Below are 16,621 nucleotides of genomic sequence, written 5' to 3' on the forward strand. Positions count from 1 at the left end.
GGCCGCACGTTGGCCATGGCACGAGCGAGTGGCCGGGCTCGGGTGCCGGGGACAGGAACCGCTGCGCCCTCAGGTCAGGAGGCCTGCTGCTCCTGCTCGTCGTGGCTGATCTCCAGCGCCCCCGAGTCCCCGAAGGTCAGGCGGCAGGTGTCGGCCCGGTACGTGGCGACAGATACGGCCGCCGTACCGGAGGCGGCGAAGTAGCGTGTCGTGACCACGAGAACCGGGGCACCCGGAAGCCGGTCGAGCTCCTTGGCGTCGTCCGCGCGGGCCGAGCCGAGCTCGACCGAGCGGTCCTGGCCGTCGAGGCCGAGTCGGTGCAGCTCACGCAGGACGCTGCGGGCCCGGGTGGGCCCGGACGGCGCTTCGATCGCGGAGAGTTCCGGTACGGACGACGAGGGGACGTACAGGAGCTCCGCCGCCACCGACTGCCCATGGGTGACACGGATGCGGCGCACCACGTGCACGGGTTCCTCGGCGTCGCACTCCAGCACGGCGGCAACCGCGGCGGGAGCTGTCGCAACGGTGCATTCGACGGGCTGCCATGCCTCGTCCGAGCCTCCGCCCGCCCAGTCGTGCTGCGCGGCAGCGACGGCCACACCGACACGAGGCGGAGCGACGGTCGTGCCGACGCCCCGACGTCGCTGCAGTCTGCCTTCGAGTTCGAGCTGCTCGAGAGCCTGTCGAAGCGTGGCCCTGGCGACTCCGAAACGCGCCGCGAGGTCACGCTCGTTGGGCAGGATTTCTCCTACCGCAAAGTCCGAGTCGAGTGCCTCACTGAGCACGGTCTTGAGGTGCCAGTACTTCGGCTCCTGTACCGATTCCAGCTGCGTGGTCCCCACCCTGTCCTCCGCATTCGCCCGGCGTCTTTCCGCGACGTTATTTATTAAAGGTCCCTGTCTTAACATGGAGACCTTAGGACGGCGTACCACCTTGGTCAAGACCAATCCTCACCCCGTAACGGAGCGAAACGGTCCACTGCCGCAGAGCGTTCACAGGACGTTCGCGGAGCGGTGGGCACCACGCAGCACTGAGCCCCACGTCCGAGGAGGCTCGTGGGGCTCAGGTGGTTCATGGGCGCGCGGGTTCATGGGTTCGCGGGTGCCGGGAGAAGGGCCGCCGCGGAGAGGAAGGCGGACGGTTATCCGCCGAGCGGCCACCTAACTCACGGACAATCCAGAAAGTTTGTCTGGATTACGAACGATATAGACGCATTGAATGAATCCCCCTTCGACGTCCACCTGGAAGACCGTGTCCACTTTTCCGTCGTCGAACAACGCCACGGCCGGACCACCGTTGAGCTCCACGGTCCGCGCCTCCATTTCCACGGACATGTCCCGCCCGACCGCGTAGAGGAAGCGGCTGACCTTGTCAGCGGTCTCGATGATCCGCAGCGGCGCCTTCGACTTGCCCCCGCTGTCGCTGACCAGCCGTACGTCGGGCGCCAACAGGTCGAGCAGCTTCTCGATGTCGCCACCCGACGCGGCGGAGAGGAACCGCTCCGTGAGATCACGGCGAACAGCCGGATCCACGTCGTAGCGCGGCTTGCGCTCCTCCACGTGCCGCTTGGCGCGCCCGGCGAGCTGGCGAACCGCTGCCTCGGTCCGGTCGAGGGTGACCGCGATCTCGGCGTAGGGGAATCCGAAGGCCTCGCGGAGGACGAACACCGCGCGCTCCAGCGGCGAGAGCGACTCGAGGACGACCAGCACGGCGAGGGACACGGAGTCGGCGAGGACCGCCTGTTCCGCGGTGTCGGGGACGGAAGGCCCGAACTCGGTGACGACAGGCTCGGGCAGCCACGGCCCCACGTACGCCTCGCGCCTGGACTGCAGGTGACGCAGCCGGTCGATGGCGAGCCGGGTGGTGATGCGTACGAGGAAGGCCCTCGGTTCCCGCACGTCCTCGCGTCCCGCCGACGACCAGCGCAGCCACGCCTCCTGCACCACGTCCTCGGCGTCGGCGATGCGGCCGAGCATGCGGTAGGCGACCCCGGTGAGGACGGGCCGGCTTTCTTCGAAGAGATCGGTCACGGTGTCGGCAGTCACTTCCCCATCCCAGCGGACACGTCGGACGCTGTCCAGCAGGAACAGCAGGAACAGGGGGAACCGCGGGACAGCAGGAACCGCGGGACAGCAGGAATCGGGCACACCTATTGAACTACAAGCTACCGGGCGGTAATTATTGCTGACGAGGGGCCTGTCCACTCATCCCCCGCCCACCCGGGGACGGATCACCTGAGGAGCAGCATGGCCACCACGGTCTCGTTCGCAGTCGATTCGGCCGTCGGCCGGCACACCGTGTCCATGGCGTACGAACGAACCGGGTCCGGCGAGCCGTTGCTCCTGCTCCACGGCATCGGTCACCACCGTCAGGCCTGGGACCCGGTCGTACGGATCCTGGCCGCCGAGCGGGATGTCATAGCCGTGGACCTGCCCGGGTTCGGGGACTCACCGGCGCTGCCGGACGGCCTCCCCTACGACCTGGGGACCGTGGTCCCGGTGCTCGCCGCCTTCTGCGAGGCGATCGGGGTGGAGCGCCCGCACGTCGCGGGGAACTCCCTCGGAGGGCTCCTGGCTCTGGAGCTGGGCCGCGAGAAGCTCGTCTCCTCGGTGACGGCCCTGTCCCCGGCCGGGTTCTGGACGGAGGGCGAGCGCCGCTACGCCTTCGGGGTGCTGCGCACGATGCGCCGCGGTGCGCTGACGATGCCGATGCCCGTGATCGAGCGGCTTTCGCGGAGCTCGGCCGGCCGTGCGGCGCTGACGAGCACCATCTACGCACGGCCCGGCCGCCGTTCACCCGATGCCGTCGTGTCCGAGACGGTCGCTCTGCGCGGGGCGACGGGCTTCCACCAGACTCTTGCCGCCGGCCGGGGCCTCGCGTTCACCGATGATGTGCCGGATCTTCCGGTCACCATCGCCTGGGGCAGCCGGGACCGTCTGCTCCTGCGTCGGCAGGGGATCCGTGCCAAGTGCCTCATCCCCGGTGCCCGGCTCGTACGGCTCCCCGACTGCGGTCATGTTCCGATGAACGACGACCCCGCCCCCGTGGCGCGCGTCATCCTCGACACGAGCCGCTGAACGCCCGACGCGCAGCGCTGCGGCCCCGGCCCCGGAACGGCCCGCACCGCTTACGGCAGCGGCAGCCCTCCCGGCTGCGGGAAGGCGGCGCCTCAGGACGCCCGAGCCGAGGGCCACACCCGCGCCCACCAGAAGGCTGCCCGCCCCCTGCGCCATGCCGTACACCCCCACACCGACGACAGGCGCGGTGAGTGCGGCCGAGACCGGGATCAGCCCGGAGAAGAGCGTGGCGCGCTCGGCACCGATGCGCCGCATACCGCTGTACCAGCAGACGAATCCGATCACCGTGACGACGGCCGCCTGCCACAGCAGCGCCAACGCCTCTCCCCCCGTGGGCACCCGTACGAATCCCGCCCCGTCCAGCAGTACGCCGAGCAGCGCCGATTCCACGGCGGCGACGGCACAGACGGTCGCCGACAGCAGCTTCGGGCCCAGCGGACGCAGCACCGGCACGGCCAGTACCGCGAAGCCGACCTCACCGGCGAGCGCGCCCGTCGAGAAGAGGATGCCCGCCAGGTCGGTGCGGCCCCAGCCCTGGACGGTGAACGCCCCGGCGGCGACGAAGCCGGCCGCGTACAGGACGGTCCGGGAGGGGCGGCGGCCTTCCATCACAGGCACCATGACGCCCACGACGATGGGCGCGCAGCCGACGAACACGCCCGGAACGGCAGGCTCCGCCGAGCGTTCGGCGGCCAGCACCGCCAGGTTGAAGCCGACCATGCCGATGGCCGCGAGGGCCGCGAGGCGGCCCCACTGACGGCGTGTGAGGGTACGCAGAGTTGCGAGCCCCGACGTGCCGCCGCTGCGCAGGAGCGGGAGCAGTAACAGTGCGGCCAGGCCGTACCTCAGTGCCTGTCCGCCCGCGTACGGGTAGTCGCCGAGGAGGCTGTTCGCGGTGAAGGAGGCACCGACCAGGGTGCAGGCGAAGGCAGCGAGAAGGGCGCCGCGCAGCTCGGTAGCGTTCATGGAACCGACGCTAGGTTCCGGCGCGGTCCGGTTTAAGGTCCACTTCCATGACGTCTTCGGAGACCAATTCGCGACCCGACCCGGGCGTTCAGGAAGAGCGGCCCCTCGCCACCGCCGCCTGGGAGCTGTTGGTGCCCGCAGTCTCCGCGCCCGCCCGCCGGCGCGGGCGTGCTCTGCAGTCGGCGCTGCGCGAGGCCGTGCGTTCGGGCCGGCTCGCGGCGGGGACCAGGCTTCCGGCCAGCCGTGAACTCGCCGCCGACCTCGGGGTGTCACGCGGTCTGGTGACGGAGGCGTACGAGCAGCTCACGGCCGAGAGTTATCTGCGCAGCGGCCGAGGCGCGGGCACCTGGGTGAGCGGTGGGGTGCGGCCGGCCGCCCAGGGGGCGCGTGACTTGGCGCCGCGTGCGCCGGGCGTACGGGTGGACTTCCGCCCGGGCACCCCCGACCTCTCCCTCTTCCCGCGGAGTGCCTGGGGCGCCGCCCACCGCGCGGTCCTCGGCCGGCTGCCGCACAGTGCTCTGGGCTATCCGGACCCGCGCGGGCTTCCGGAACTGCGCGAGGCGCTGGCCGCCCTGCTGACGCGGCGCCGCGGGGTGGTGGCCGATCCCGAGCGGCTGGTGGTGTGTTCGGGGGTGGCGCAGGCGACGACGCTGCTCGGCTTCGTGCTGGGGGCGCGCGGCGCCGCGGCGGTCGGCGTCGAGGACCCGGGAAGCCCGGAGCACGCCACGCTGTTCGCCTCGGCAGGGCTCGGGACGGTCCCGCTTCCGCTGGACGACGAGGGACTCGCCGTGGCACCCCTGCTGCGCTCCGGCGTGCGCGCTCTCGTCACGACCCCGGCGCATCAGTTCCCCACCGGGATCGCCTATTCGGCCGAGCGGCGCAGCAGGCTCCTCGACTGGGCCCGCAGTTCCTCGGCCGTGATCATGGAGGACGACTACGACGGCGACTTCCGCTACGACAGGGCACCGGTCGGGGCTCTCCAGGGTCTGGACCCGGAGCATGTCGTGTACACGGGCTCGGTGAGCAAGTCGCTGGCGCCGGGACTGCGGCTGGGCTGGCTGATCGCCCCCGCGTCGATGACCGACGAGATCGTCGACCGCAAGCGCACCATGGACCTCGGCAATCCCGCCATCGACCAGGCCGTCCTCGCGGACTTCGTCACCCGCGGCGGCTACGACCGTCACCTGCGCCGCTGCCAGCGCGCGTACCGGGAACGCCGGGACGCCATGACCGCTGCGCTGGCGGAACACTTTCCCGGGGCGGAGGTCAGCGGGATCGCCGCGGGGCTGCACATCATCGCCCGTCTGCCCGAACGCTGCGGCTCCCGCACGGAGATCCTGGTCCGGGCGGCGGCGGCCGGGATCGCCCTGCGCCCGCTGAGCGACTACGGGACGGCCGGCACCGAGGACCCCGCGGTCCGTCTGGTACTCGGCTACGCGCATCTGGCCCCGGCCGATATCGCGCACGGGATCCGTCTGCTGGCCCACGGGCTCAAGGCGTCCTAGGGAAGGAACGGGCAGCATGTTCCGTCCTTGGAAGGAACATGCCGCCTGTTCATCCGGGGTTGGCGTTCCGGCTGCCGCCAGGCACTAGGCATGAGTCGGCAACCAGCCATGCGTGCAAGGCCGTTCCGGCAGGCCGCCCGTCCCGTCGCCCCTGGAGGCAACCCGATGTCGAACCGTCCTCGCGTACCGGCCCCGGGCCGTCGCACCGTGCTGCGCGGCTCGCTGCTCGCCTCGGCCGCGGCCGCCGTTCCCACCACCCTGGCCGCCGCTCCCGCCTTCGCGCTCTCGGGCAGGCCGAGCGCGACATGGGGTGTGCAGGTGGGCGATGTGACGGCGTCGTCGGCCCTGGTATGGGTGCGTTCGGACCGACCGGCCCGGATGCTGGTCGAGACGTCGGCCACCGAGTCCTTCCGCAGGGCCCGCAGATGGCACGGTCCGCTGATCGGGGCCCGAACGGACTTCACGGGCACGACCCCCCTGTACGGCCTGCCCGCAGGCGAGCAGGTGCATTACCGGGTGACGCTCGCGGACCCGCACGACCCGCGCCGTACAAGCAAGCCGGTGTACGGAACCTTCCGCACCGCCCCCGCCAGGCGCCGCGAGGGGGTGCGCTTCCTGTGGTCGGGTGACATCGCGGGCCAGGGGTGGGGCATCAATCCCGACATCGGCGGCTACGTGGTGTACGACGAAATGCGGCGCCTGGACCCGGACTTCTTCCTGTGCAGCGGCGACAACATCTACGCGGACGGCGTGCTCGAACCGAGCGTGGCGCTGCCCGACGGCCGGACCTGGCGCAACATCACGACCCAGGAGAAGTCGAAGGTCGCCGAGACCCTCGACGAGTACCGAGGTAACTTCCGGTACAACCTGCTGGACGACAATCTGCGCGCGTTCAACGCACAGGTTCCCTCCGTGATCCAGTGGGACGACCACGAGGTCCGGAACAACTGGTACCCCGGTCAGATCCTCGACGACGTGCGCTACACGGAGAAGAACGTGGATCTCCTGGCCGCCCGCTCGATGCGCGCGTTCCGTGAGTACTTCCCCGCGTCGGCCCTGCACGGCTCCTCCGCGCACGGTTCGTCCAGGGAAGGGCGCATGCACCGCGTCGTGCGGCACGGCCCGCTGCTCGACCTGTTCGTCCTGGACATGCGGTCCTTCCGCAACGCCAACTCCCCCGGCCGGCAGCCCGACGACACCACCGGAATCCTCGGCGCCGAGCAGTTGAGCTGGCTCAAGCGCGAGCTCTCGCAGTCGCGCGCGGTGTGGAAGGTGATCGCCGCGGACATGCCGCTCGGCCTGGTCGTCCCCGACGGGGCCACGAACTTCGAAGCGGTCGCCCAGGGTGATCCCGGCGCACCGCTGGGACGTGAGCTGCAGATCGCCGAGCTGCTGCGGTACATCAAGCACCGTCGGATCACGGGCACGGTCTGGCTGACCGCCGACGTGCACTACACCAGCGCCCAGCACTACTCACCCGAGCGTGCGGCGTTCAAGGACTTCGCACCCTTCTGGGAGTTCGTCTCGGGTCCGCTGGCCGCAGGCGGCTTCCCCGCCAACGCGCTCGACGGCACGTTCGGCCCCGAGCGGGTCTTCGTCCGGGCGCCGGACCGGGCGAACGTGTCGCCCATGGAGTCCCCGCAGTTCTTCGGAGAGGTCGACATCGACGGTGGGAGCGGGGAACTGACGGTGCGGCTGCGGGCGCAGGGTGGCACGGTTCTGTTCACCAAGGTGCTGCAGCCGGGGCATACGGGGCAGTGAGCGGGCGCCGTCGAGGACCGGCCCCGGGTTGGTGAGCGGCGGCATCGAGGACCGGCCCCGGGTTCGCGTCCGGGGCCGTTGTCAGTGGCGGGTCCTACGGTTTTCCCATGACCCGATCCGTTCAGGCCTTGGCCTACTCACGCCCGTCCGTCCTGGAGTCCTCGCAGGCCGGGCAGTTGCTCGGACTGGAGACCGCGGGCGGTCTCACGCCGCGCGGCACCGAGGCGCACCCGCGGTTCTTCTCCGGATTCCTCACGTCGCCGAGGATCGCCGCGCGGGGGCTCCTGGCCGTCGCCGATGTGGCGTCCGCCCGCTACTACCAGCGGATGCTGCCGTCGTCCCTCGACCCGGTGGTCACGGGCAACGGCGACCGGCTGCGCTTCGAGTCGTTCTCCGGATGCTGCGGGGTGTACGCGCGCCTCGATGTGCTGCAGGACGGCCTCGACGGGGCGGAGACGGGGCACGGGACGACGAACGTGGATGTCAACCACCCCTTGCGTGAGGCGCTGTCGCGGATAACCACGGACGATCCGCTGCATCTGCGGGTCGGGCCCGACGAGATGGCGGTGACCACCGTGGACGGCCCGGTGGTGGAGAAGAAGGTGCCGCTGCCGGGCCGCTGGCTGCGCGGTTTCGCCGAGGCCCAGGTGGTGTCCGCCGGTTTCGATCTGAGGGCCGAGCTTCCGGCGGCGGAGGCTGTACGGTTCCTCCGTTCGCTGCCGCGCTCCTCGGGGAACGCCTCGCGGGGAGCCCAGTGGGTCGTGCCCGCCGGGAAGACCCTGCGGCCGACGACCCGCCCCGTCGCGGGCGCGGTCTGCCTGCCGGGTCCGGAGCGACTGGTCGCGCTGCAGCGGGTGTTGCGGCATGCGACGGCTCTGCGGATCTACGGTCCGGTGGCCGACGGTGCGGCGACGGCGAGCGCCTGGGAGGTGGTGCTGCCGGGAATGCGGCTGACACTGACCCTGTCGCCCGACGCGTCCCGCGGGTTCTCCGGTGAGGGAGGAGTGCTGGAGGCGCTGGCCACGGACGATGCCGCGGCGGATGCCGAACTGGTGTCCGTGTTGCTGGCGTGGGAGCCCAGGATCGAACCCGCCGATCTGGCCGAGCAGTCGGGGCTGACGGTGGAACGGATCCGGGCGGCGCTCACCCGGTTGGGCACGGCCGGGCGCGTGGGGTACGACCTCGCGAACGCGGCGTACTTCCACCGGGAGCTTCCGTACGACGCGCGCCGGGCCGAGCGGCACAATCCGCGTCTGGTCGCGGCGCGGCAGTTGGCCGGTTCGGGAGCGGTCGTCGTCGACGGTGAGCTGGCGGCCGTCTCCTCCGGTGAACGCCGCTATCAGGTACGGGAGAGGGACGGGGTGCTGAGCTGTACCTGCCAGTGGTGGGCGGACTACCGAGGACGTCGCGGTCCCTGCAAGCACGCGCTGGCGGTCCGTATGGTCCGCCGCGGTGCCGCGGTTGCCGGCGGCACCCCGGTCGCGGGCGGTGTGCGATGAAGGAGCTCCTCGCGGCCGTCCGGGAAGGCCGCAAACAGGCCGTGCCCGAACTCGTGGCCGGACTCGACCGCGCGGGACGCAGGGCTGCCCTCGCCGAGTTGAAGTCCATGCGCAAGGAGGCCCGGGGCTGGGACTGGCAGCAGCGTGCAGCCGTCCAGAACACGCTGCTGGTCGCGGGTGCGGGGTGTCACACCGGTGCTGCGGCCTGCGCGGCCTGGATCGGCGGCAGAGACCTGCGCGACTGGTCGAGCACTCCGTACCCCTTGGTCCTGAAGGTCCTCGCGGACCGCGATCCGACCTGGCTCGCCGACCTCGCCCATCGGCTGGCCGCACGTCCGTCGATGGCCTCGACGGACGCCGACTACCGGTTCGTCGCCGAACTGGTGCGCATCGCGCAGTGCCCGATGCCGGTCACGGACACCATCGTTGAGGCCTGGCTGTCGTACGTCGGTTCCAGCAGGTGGCACGGCAACAAGCGGAACCCCCTGATCGAGATCCTGCGCGCCGATCCGCATCTCAGGACCATGGTGCCGAGGCTGTTCGAGGGGTCCGAGCCACCGTCCACCCTGTACTGGTACGACGATCCGGACTCCGGCGATCATTGGCCGGCCGCACTGGCGACGCTGGCTGCGGAAGGGGTGCTGGACCGTGCCGTCCTGGTCGACGGGGCCGTGAAGCGTCTGCTGCGTGGGGGAAAGCCGGGGAGTCTGCGGTTCTACCTGGCCGTGGTGCGTGCGCTCGGCCTGACCGAGGAGGAGGAGAGTGCGCGTGTCCCGGACTGGTCGGGGATGGCCGGGGACGGCATTCCGATCGTCGCGGGCCATGCGCAGGAGGTCCTCTCCCGGCTGGACGCCCGCGGGGAACTGCCCACGCGTGTCCTCGCCGAGGTCTCGGGATCGGTGCTGTTCCGCACGGAGAAGAAGCTGGTGCGGACCCAGTTGATACTGATCGGCAAGGTGTTGCGCCGGGACGCGTCCACCGCCGACGAGCTGCTTCCGGTCGTCGCCGAGGCCTTCGGGCACGAGGACATGGACATCCAGGAGCGGGCCCTGAAGCTGACGGCACGTCATCTCCGCTCGGCCGGTGGGGCCGTGCGTGAGGATCTCGCCGTTGCCGCGGCGCAGCTGGGACCGATGCACCGTGCTGCCGCCCAGGAGGTGTTCGGGGACCTGCTGGACGAGGGACCCGCGGAGGGGCCCTACGAGGAGACCCTGCCGCCGGTGCCCGCCGCGCGTCTCGTCGGACCGGCTCCGGGGACGGTGGCCGAGCTCGTCGAGGAGGTCGCCGCCCTCGTGAACTCCGGTTCACGGGAGGTCGGTTCGTTCGAGCGCGCGCTCGACGGGCTGATCCGTCATGCCCGGACCGACCGTACGGCGCTGACGGAGGCACTGCGCGAGGCCATGGCCGGACAATGGTGGCTCGATGACCTTCGCCAGGAGCAGGTGGACCGGTGGTTCACCAGGAATCCCGGCGGTCTCGATCTTGTCGCCGCATCGCTGCTCGGCCGGATCTCGTTCCGGTCCGTTCACGACGGACGCAACCGCTGGACGGCAGCGGGCACCTGCCCGCACGCGGCGCTGGACGGGGTGATGTACGCGAGGCTGTGGGAGGCGGCCGCCTTCGCGACGACGGGGCAGGTGCCGTTCCTGCTGGCCACGCCGACCTGGCACACCGGTTCTCTGGACGCCGACGAGCTCGTGGAGAGGCTGCGTGCCTACCGTCGGCTCGGCGTCCGGCCGGGGCCCGCCGACTTCGCGCAGGCGCTGCTTCGCGTGCGAAGGACCGACAGCCTGCGGGCAGCGGAAGACGCCGCCCTGCTCGGCACGGCGGAGGGCGACCGGCTCGCCTCGTGGCTGCGGGCGGACACACCGGTCGCACCCGTCCTGCGGCACCGGTCCGACAGCGACCGTCCGACCTCCGGTACCTGGTGGCAGCGGTCCGCCACCGGGACCCGGCGGGTGCTGCTCGCCACGAAGGAACGCCTCGACATCCAGCAGGAGTTCCCACGGGCGTTCCACTGGCTGGGCAGGCCGCACTACCCCGATCAGAGTCCCTGCTACCACTGGGCCGCCGCACGCTCGGAGCACTGGCTCGCGGCCCTCCCCGAAGACGGCGAGGCGCTGGCGGCCTGGCTGATACCCACCCTCATGCACGGCGCCGACGACGGCCCGGACGGCGGGGCCTGGGTCCTCCCGGGACTCGCCGAGGCGGGTGGACCTGCCGCCGATGCCATTCATCTCGCCCTGGCGTACGGGCTGGGGGCACGCCATGCGGAGGACCGCCTCTCGGCGGTGGACACCCTCCTCGTACTCGCCGCACAGGGGCGCCTGGACGCGGGGCTGCTCGGCCGGGAGCTCGCCATTCTCGTCGACCACGATCTCGTGAAGCCGAACCGGCTCGCGGACTCGGCCCGTACAGCCGCCGCCACCGGTGCGAACCGGACGGTCCTCTCGGTGCTGACGGCAGCGCTGCCGAGCCTGCTGGCCTACGAGAAGGCGCCGCACGGGCTGGGCGACATCCTGGCCGTGGCGGCTGCGTGCGCGGAACGCTGCGGACCGGTGGCCGCGGAGCCGATCGCCGGCCTCGCCGCGACGGCCGGCCGGCGGGGGTCCTCGCAGCTGGTGCGGCAGGCCGCCCGGCTGCTGGCGGCGTCCGGACCGGGGTGCGGCGGGGAGACCGTCGACGGGGGCAGCCAAAAGGTATGGATAGACGCCAGATCCACACGTAACCCATCAGTCACAATGCGTTCGTGATCAGGCAACACCGTTCGGTCACCGTGAGGACATGACTGATGTGACATCCGCAAAGAGTGCCCGCCGCCCCCACCACTGGCGGCGGGACCTGATCGAGCTGGCCGCCCTCTTCACAGCGGTCGCGGTGGCCGACGCGATCGCCAATCTGATCGGGCACACCCCCGACGGCCCGTACCTGCTGGTCGCTTCGGCCGTGGCCCTCGCGGTCACAGCGGCGTTCCACACATGGTGGGCACGACGCCACAGCCACGCCCCGCCGCCGGAGACCGATACGGACACAGGCGACACGGACGGCGCGCTCGCGTCCTCCGGCGTGGAGGAGGACCTGGAGACGGTGCTGTGGCGGATGCGGACGACGGTGCGGGACACTCCCGGCACCCTGGCCGCCCTCTGCATCGCCCTGGCCCGGCACCGGATCGACATTCTCACGCTGCAGACACACCCGCTGGCGGAGGGCACGGTCGACGAGTTCCTGCTGCGGGCGCCCGCAGCGCTGCCGGCTCAGCAGCTCACCCGGGAGATCTCCGCCGCGGGCGGGTCCGCCACCTGGATCGAGCGAGCGGACGCCCACGACCTGGTGGACGCGCCCACCAGGGTCCTCGGCCTCGCGACCCGCACCGCTCTGGACGCGGCGGAGCTTCCTCTCGCGCTGCGCCAGCTGCTCGGCCGCTGCACCATCCATTCGCTGCCGGCCCTGTCGATCACGGGGCGGCCCACCGGGGAGAGTGCTCCCGTGGAGGGAGTTCTGGAGGAGACCGTGATGAGGCTTCGCGATCCCTCCGGCGGCGTCATCACCGTCGAGCGGCCCTATCTTCCGTTCACCCCGACCGAATTCGCCAGGGCCCGCGCCCTGGTGGAGCTCGATGCCCGTCTCGGGCCGCGTGTCCCGCGCAGCGAGGACGTCCTCACTCTTCCCGAGGGCAACGAGATCACGGTGCGCCGCGCGGACCGCAGCGACCTCGCTGCCGCCCGCGCCATGCACGACCGCTGCTCCGACCGCACCCTCGGTCTGCGGTACCACGGCCCGGTGCGTGACGCCGACCGTTACCTGGACCACCTGCTGAGCCCGCGTTTCGGCCGGACCCTCACTGTTCAGACGGCTTCCGGCAGGCTGGTCGCGCTCGGCCACCTGCTCTGGGACGGGGACGAGACCGAGGTCGCCCTGATGGTCGAGGACGACTGGCAGCGCAGGGGCATCGGCTCCGAACTCCTGGGCCGGCTGGTGGCCCTGGCCGTCGAGGCGGGCTGCGAGAGCGTGTACGCCGTCACCCAGGCGCACAACACCGGCATGGTCGCGGCCATGCGTGCGCTCTCGCTGCCCCTCGACTACCAGATCGAAGAAGGAACCCTCGTCATCACAGCCCGGCTGGGTGCGACTCCAGTCCTGCCGGCCGCCCCGCACGGGCAGACCGAGCAGACACCGCAGGCCCGTCGCTGAGCGCCTGACACAGATCGGCCCAGAGGTCCTCGACGTCCTCCAGGCCGACGGACATCCGCAGCAGCCGGTCGCCGACGCCCGCGGCCTGCCGGTCTCCCTCATCCACAATGCGGTGGCTGATGGAGGCCGGATGCTGGATCAGCGTGTCGACGCTGCCGAGGCTCACGGCGGGCGTGATGAGCCCGACTCCCGCGATCACCCGGTGCGGGTCCCCGTAGACCTCGAACGAGACCATCGCGCCGCCCAGCTTCGGGTAGTGCACCCGTGCGATGCGGGGGTCGGCGGAGAGCCGGCGGGTGAGTTCGGCGGCGCTCGCCGACGCGGCCCTGACCCGCACCGACAGTGTGGCGAGGCCGCGCAGCAGCAGATAGCCGGCCAGCGGATGCAGCACGCCACCGGTGGCGAACCGGACCTGCCGGAGCTTCGCCGCGAACTCCTCGTCGCACGCCACGACCCCGCCCATGACATCGCCGTGGCCGCCGAGGTACTTGGTCGCGCTGTGCAGCACGACCCGGGCACCGTGCTCGACCGGACGCTGCAGGACGGGTGTCGCGAAGGTGTTGTCGACGAGCAGCGGTACGGAACCGCAGGAGTGCGCCACCGCCCGGATGTCGATCTCGGCCAGCGTGGGGTTGGCCGGGGTCTCGACCATCACCAGCCCGGTGTCCGGGCGGATCGCCTCGGCGATGCCCGCCGGATCGGTCCAGGTCACCTCGGTCCCGAGCAGCCCGGCGCCGAGGAGGTGGTCGCTGCAGCCGTACAACGGCCGGACGGCGACGACATGGCGCAGCCCCATGCTCGCGCGGGCCAGCAGCACGGCGCTGAGCGCCGCCATTCCGCTGGCGAAGGCCACAGCGCTCTCGGTCCCCTCCAGACGGGCCAGTGCCGTCTCGAAGCGGGCGGTCGTCGGATTGTCCAGCCGGGCGTAGACGGGCGGCCCGTCCGGCCTGGCTCCTGTGGCGGCGAAGGCATCGATCCGCTCGGCCTCACCCCGTGAGTCGTACGAGGGGTAGGTGGTGGACAGATCGATGGGCGCGGCGTGCAGTCCGAGAGAGGCGAGATCGTCGCGTCCGGCGTGCACGGCTTCGGTGGCGAGCGCCCTGGACCGGAGGGGGGCCGGGGATGTCAGCGAGGAGGCTTCGGTGTCCATGTCACTACTCTGAACAGTGACCGGCCAGTAGGGCGAGAATCCCGTGTTACGTTCGCCCGATGGCTGAATCTGTCGCTCTGGACCCGGTGGATCTGCATATTCTGCGATTGCTGCAGAACGATGCACGGATGACGTATCGGGAGCTGGCCGCCGAAGTCGGGGTGGCGCCGTCCACCTGTCTGGACAGGGTGGCCCGGCTGCGCCGCTCCGGCGTCATCCTCGGGCACCAGCTGCGGCTCGATCCTGCGCGGCTCGGCCGGGGCCTCGAGGCGCTGCTCCTGGTGCAGGTCAGACCGCACCGCAGGGAACTCATCGGACCGTTCGTCGAACGCATCCGCGCACTGCCCGAGTCCCGCGCGCTCTTCCACCTCACCGGGCCCGACGACTACCTCGTCCATGTGGCCGTGGCCGGCACCGCGGACCTGCAGCGGCTGGTCCTGGACGAGTTCACCTCGCAACGTGAGGTGGCGCGGGTGGAGACGCGGCTGATCTTCCAGCAGTGGGAGTGCGGTCCGCTGCTGCCGCCCACCGCAGGCCCCAACGAGGTGCACCCCGACTCCACAACGCCGTAATGGATCTCCACGGCGACCGAAGTCCTATCCGGGTGACGCAGAGCCCTTCGCCGTATGAGGATGTCCACATGTCAGACACATCGAGCAGCACGCTGCCGCGCCAGGTCGCCGACGCCTACGTCGACGCGTTCATCGAACTCGACCCGATCACCGGTACCTACCTGGGTGTCGCAGAAAGCTCTCGCCGGCTGCCCGATTTCTCTCCGGCCGGCCAGGAAGCCGTTGCCGAGCTGATCCGCCGCACCCTGGTGGAGCTCGACGCCGCCGAGCAGGCGCCGGGCTCGGACACCGACGCCGAGCAGCGCTGCGCGCGGCTGCTGCGCGAGCGTCTGACGGCCGAACTCGCCATCCACGAGACCGAGGAGGGCCTGCGGACCATCTCCAACATCCACTCACCGGCGCACAGCCTGCGGGACGTCTTCACGGCGACGCCGACCGCGACGGACGAGGACTGGGCGGCGGTCGTGGACCGACTGCTCGCGGTCCCGGCGGCGTTGGAGGGATACCGTGCCTCGCTCGCGCTCGGTCTCGACCGCAAGCTGTACGCGGGCCCGCGCCCGACAGCCACGTTCATCGAGCAACTCGGCACCTGGGCCGGGGAGAACGGCACCGGGTTCTTCCAGGAATTCGTGGCCCCGGGTCCGGAGTCGCTGCGCGCTGAGCTGGACGACGCCGCACGCCGGGCGACCGAGGGGCTCCTCGCGCTGCGCGGGTGGCTGAGGGAGGTCTACGCCCCCGCGATCGAGGGCGCCCCCGACACGGTCGGCCGTGAGCGCTACGCACGTTGGGCGCGCCAGTACAACGGCACGGACCTCGATCTCGACGAGGCGTACGCGTACGGCTGGTCCGAGTACCACCGGCTGCTGGCCGAGATGAGGACCGAGGCCGACAAGATCCTTCCGGGCTCCGGCCCCTGGGAGGCACTCGCCCATCTCGATGTGCACGGCAAGCACATCGAGGGCGTGGACGAGGTCCGTGTGTGGCTGCAGGGGCTGATGGACGAAGCCATCGACGCGCTCGACGGAACCCACTTCGAACTCGCCGAGCGGGTAAGGAAGGTGGAGTCCCGGATCGCTCCGGCGGGGGGAGCCGCAGCTCCGTACTACACGGGTCCTTCCGAGGACTTCTCCCGGCCCGGCCGCACCTGGCTGCCCACCATGGGCGAGACGCGTTTCCCCGTGTACGACCTGGTGTCCACCTGGTACCACGAGGGAGTACCGGGCCACCATCTGCAGATCGCCCAGTGGACCCACGTCGCCGACAGCCTCTCCCGCTATCAGGCGTCGATCGGCCATGTCAGTGCCAACGCCGAGGGCTGGGCGCTGTATGCGGAGCGGCTGATGGACGAGCTGGGCTTCCTGCCCGACGCCGAGCGGCGGCTCGGATATCTGGACGCGCAGATGATGCGTGCCTGCCGGGTGATCGTGGACATCGGCATGCACCTGGAGCTGGAGATCCCCGCGGACTCGCCGTTCCACCCGGGCGAGCGGTGGACGCCGGAACTGGCCCAGGAGTTCTTCGGCAGGCACAGCGGCCGGCCCGCCGACTTCGTGGAGAGCGAGCTGACCCGCTACCTGTCGATGCCGGGGCAGGCCATCGGGTACAAGCTGGGCGAGCGCGCCTGGCTGCTGGGCAGGGAGAACGCACGCAAGGCCCACGGTGACGCGTTCGACCTCAAGGCCTGGCACATGGCGGCCCTCTCGCAGGGTTCGCTCGGCCTGGACGATCTGGTGGACGAGCTGTCCAGGATCTGACGCCGGGGCGAACGCCCTGAATTGGATCCGTTCCGCGGATCGGGTTCCGCGGATCGGGTTCCGCGGATCGGGTTCCGCGTTCCGGTCCGCGCGGCCGACGGGACCGGTGGAATCACCGGCCCTGTCCGCCCGCGACACCCCCGCCC

The 16,621-nt window shown here is 71.1% G+C and carries 11 protein-coding genes and 1 pseudogene; 8 read left to right on the plus strand and 4 right to left on the minus strand.

The window, feature by feature from the left end:
- Positions 1–74: 74 nt before the first annotated feature.
- Together ACFQ6X_RS04740 and ACFQ6X_RS04745 are read right to left on the minus strand one after the other, a co-directional pair.
- Positions 75–842, minus strand: coding sequence for a GntR family transcriptional regulator (locus ACFQ6X_RS04740; protein WP_383175879.1), 768 nt, complete (start codon positions 840–842; stop codon positions 75–77).
- Between the two features lie 318 nt (positions 843–1,160).
- Entirely contained in the window at positions 1,161–2,045 is an 885-nt protein-coding gene (locus ACFQ6X_RS04745) for an RNA polymerase sigma-70 factor (RefSeq protein ID WP_383175882.1), read from the minus strand.
- A 201-nt stretch (positions 2,046–2,246) separates the two neighbouring features.
- Between ACFQ6X_RS04745 and ACFQ6X_RS04750 the strand changes: the two genes are divergently transcribed.
- On the plus strand, positions 2,247–3,077 hold the full coding sequence (locus tag ACFQ6X_RS04750; protein ID WP_383175885.1) for an alpha/beta fold hydrolase: 831 nt from the start codon (positions 2,247–2,249) through the stop codon (positions 3,075–3,077).
- 552 nt (positions 3,078–3,629) lie between these two features.
- On the opposite strand, the pseudogene ACFQ6X_RS04755 reads toward ACFQ6X_RS04750, so the two are convergent.
- Positions 3,630–4,043, minus strand: a pseudogene (locus tag ACFQ6X_RS04755) (EamA family transporter); the annotation flags it as partial.
- A gap of 47 nt (positions 4,044–4,090) precedes the next feature.
- Here ACFQ6X_RS04755 and ACFQ6X_RS04760 point away from each other — a divergent pair.
- The 5 genes from ACFQ6X_RS04760 to ACFQ6X_RS04780 all read left to right on the plus strand — a co-directional run bounded on the left by ACFQ6X_RS04760 (position 4,091) and on the right by ACFQ6X_RS04780 (position 12,999).
- Positions 4,091–5,548: a PLP-dependent aminotransferase family protein gene (locus tag ACFQ6X_RS04760; RefSeq protein ID WP_383175888.1), complete on the plus strand. Its 1,458-nt coding sequence runs from the start codon at positions 4,091–4,093 to the stop codon at positions 5,546–5,548.
- 165 nt (positions 5,549–5,713) lie between these two features.
- Entirely contained in the window at positions 5,714–7,309 is a 1,596-nt protein-coding gene (locus tag ACFQ6X_RS04765) for an alkaline phosphatase D family protein (RefSeq protein ID WP_383175891.1), read from the plus strand.
- Between the two features lie 107 nt (positions 7,310–7,416).
- The gene (locus ACFQ6X_RS04770) at positions 7,417–8,808 is read left to right on the plus strand and encodes an SWIM zinc finger family protein (RefSeq protein ID WP_383175893.1); all 1,392 of its coding nucleotides are present in this window, start codon (positions 7,417–7,419) and stop codon (positions 8,806–8,808) included.
- The gene (locus ACFQ6X_RS04775) at positions 8,805–11,561 is read left to right on the plus strand and encodes a DUF6493 family protein (RefSeq protein WP_383175896.1); all 2,757 of its coding nucleotides are present in this window, start codon (positions 8,805–8,807) and stop codon (positions 11,559–11,561) included. The genes ACFQ6X_RS04770 and ACFQ6X_RS04775 overlap by 4 nt, the downstream gene beginning before the upstream one ends.
- Positions 11,562–11,592: 31 nt before the next feature.
- On the plus strand, positions 11,593–12,999 hold the full coding sequence (locus ACFQ6X_RS04780; protein ID WP_383175899.1) for a GNAT family N-acetyltransferase: 1,407 nt from the start codon (positions 11,593–11,595) through the stop codon (positions 12,997–12,999).
- Here the strand turns inward: ACFQ6X_RS04780 and ACFQ6X_RS04785 are convergent.
- Positions 12,917–14,149 (minus strand): trans-sulfuration enzyme family protein, encoded by a 1,233-nt coding sequence (locus ACFQ6X_RS04785; RefSeq protein WP_383175902.1) that lies wholly within the window; start codon positions 14,147–14,149, stop codon positions 12,917–12,919. The genes ACFQ6X_RS04780 and ACFQ6X_RS04785 overlap by 83 nt on opposite strands.
- Positions 14,150–14,208: 59 nt before the next feature.
- Here ACFQ6X_RS04785 and ACFQ6X_RS04790 point away from each other — a divergent pair, with 59 nt between their 5' ends.
- The gene (locus ACFQ6X_RS04790; protein ID WP_383175905.1) at positions 14,209–14,721 is read left to right on the plus strand and encodes an Lrp/AsnC family transcriptional regulator; all 513 of its coding nucleotides are present in this window, start codon (positions 14,209–14,211) and stop codon (positions 14,719–14,721) included.
- Between the two features lie 68 nt (positions 14,722–14,789).
- Complete coding sequence (locus ACFQ6X_RS04795; RefSeq protein ID WP_383175908.1) at positions 14,790–16,475, plus strand: DUF885 domain-containing protein; 1,686 nt, start codon at positions 14,790–14,792, stop codon at positions 16,473–16,475.
- Positions 16,476–16,621: the final 146 nt, after the last annotated feature.

Origin of the sequence: Streptomyces sp. NPDC056452 (assembly GCF_042796085.1) — a bacterium.
In the GTDB taxonomy this organism is placed as follows: domain Bacteria; phylum Actinomycetota; class Actinomycetes; order Streptomycetales; family Streptomycetaceae; genus Streptomyces.

Coding starts and splice junctions, on each gene's coding strand:
- ACFQ6X_RS04750 (WP_383175885.1), top strand. CDS start 2,247: ATGGCCACCACGGTCTCGTTCGCAGTCGATTCGGCCGTCGGCCGGCAC.
- ACFQ6X_RS04760 (WP_383175888.1), top strand. CDS start 4,091: ATGACGTCTTCGGAGACCAATTCGCGACCCGACCCGGGCGTTCAGGAA.
- ACFQ6X_RS04765 (WP_383175891.1), top strand. CDS start 5,714: ATGTCGAACCGTCCTCGCGTACCGGCCCCGGGCCGTCGCACCGTGCTG.
- ACFQ6X_RS04770 (WP_383175893.1), top strand. CDS start 7,417: ATGACCCGATCCGTTCAGGCCTTGGCCTACTCACGCCCGTCCGTCCTG.
- ACFQ6X_RS04775 (WP_383175896.1), top strand. CDS start 8,805: ATGAAGGAGCTCCTCGCGGCCGTCCGGGAAGGCCGCAAACAGGCCGTG.
- ACFQ6X_RS04780 (WP_383175899.1), top strand. CDS start 11,593: ATGACTGATGTGACATCCGCAAAGAGTGCCCGCCGCCCCCACCACTGG.
- ACFQ6X_RS04785 (WP_383175902.1), bottom strand. CDS start 14,149: ATGGACACCGAAGCCTCCTCGCTGACATCCCCGGCCCCCCTCCGGTCC.
- ACFQ6X_RS04790 (WP_383175905.1), top strand. CDS start 14,209: ATGGCTGAATCTGTCGCTCTGGACCCGGTGGATCTGCATATTCTGCGA.
- ACFQ6X_RS04795 (WP_383175908.1), top strand. CDS start 14,790: ATGTCAGACACATCGAGCAGCACGCTGCCGCGCCAGGTCGCCGACGCC.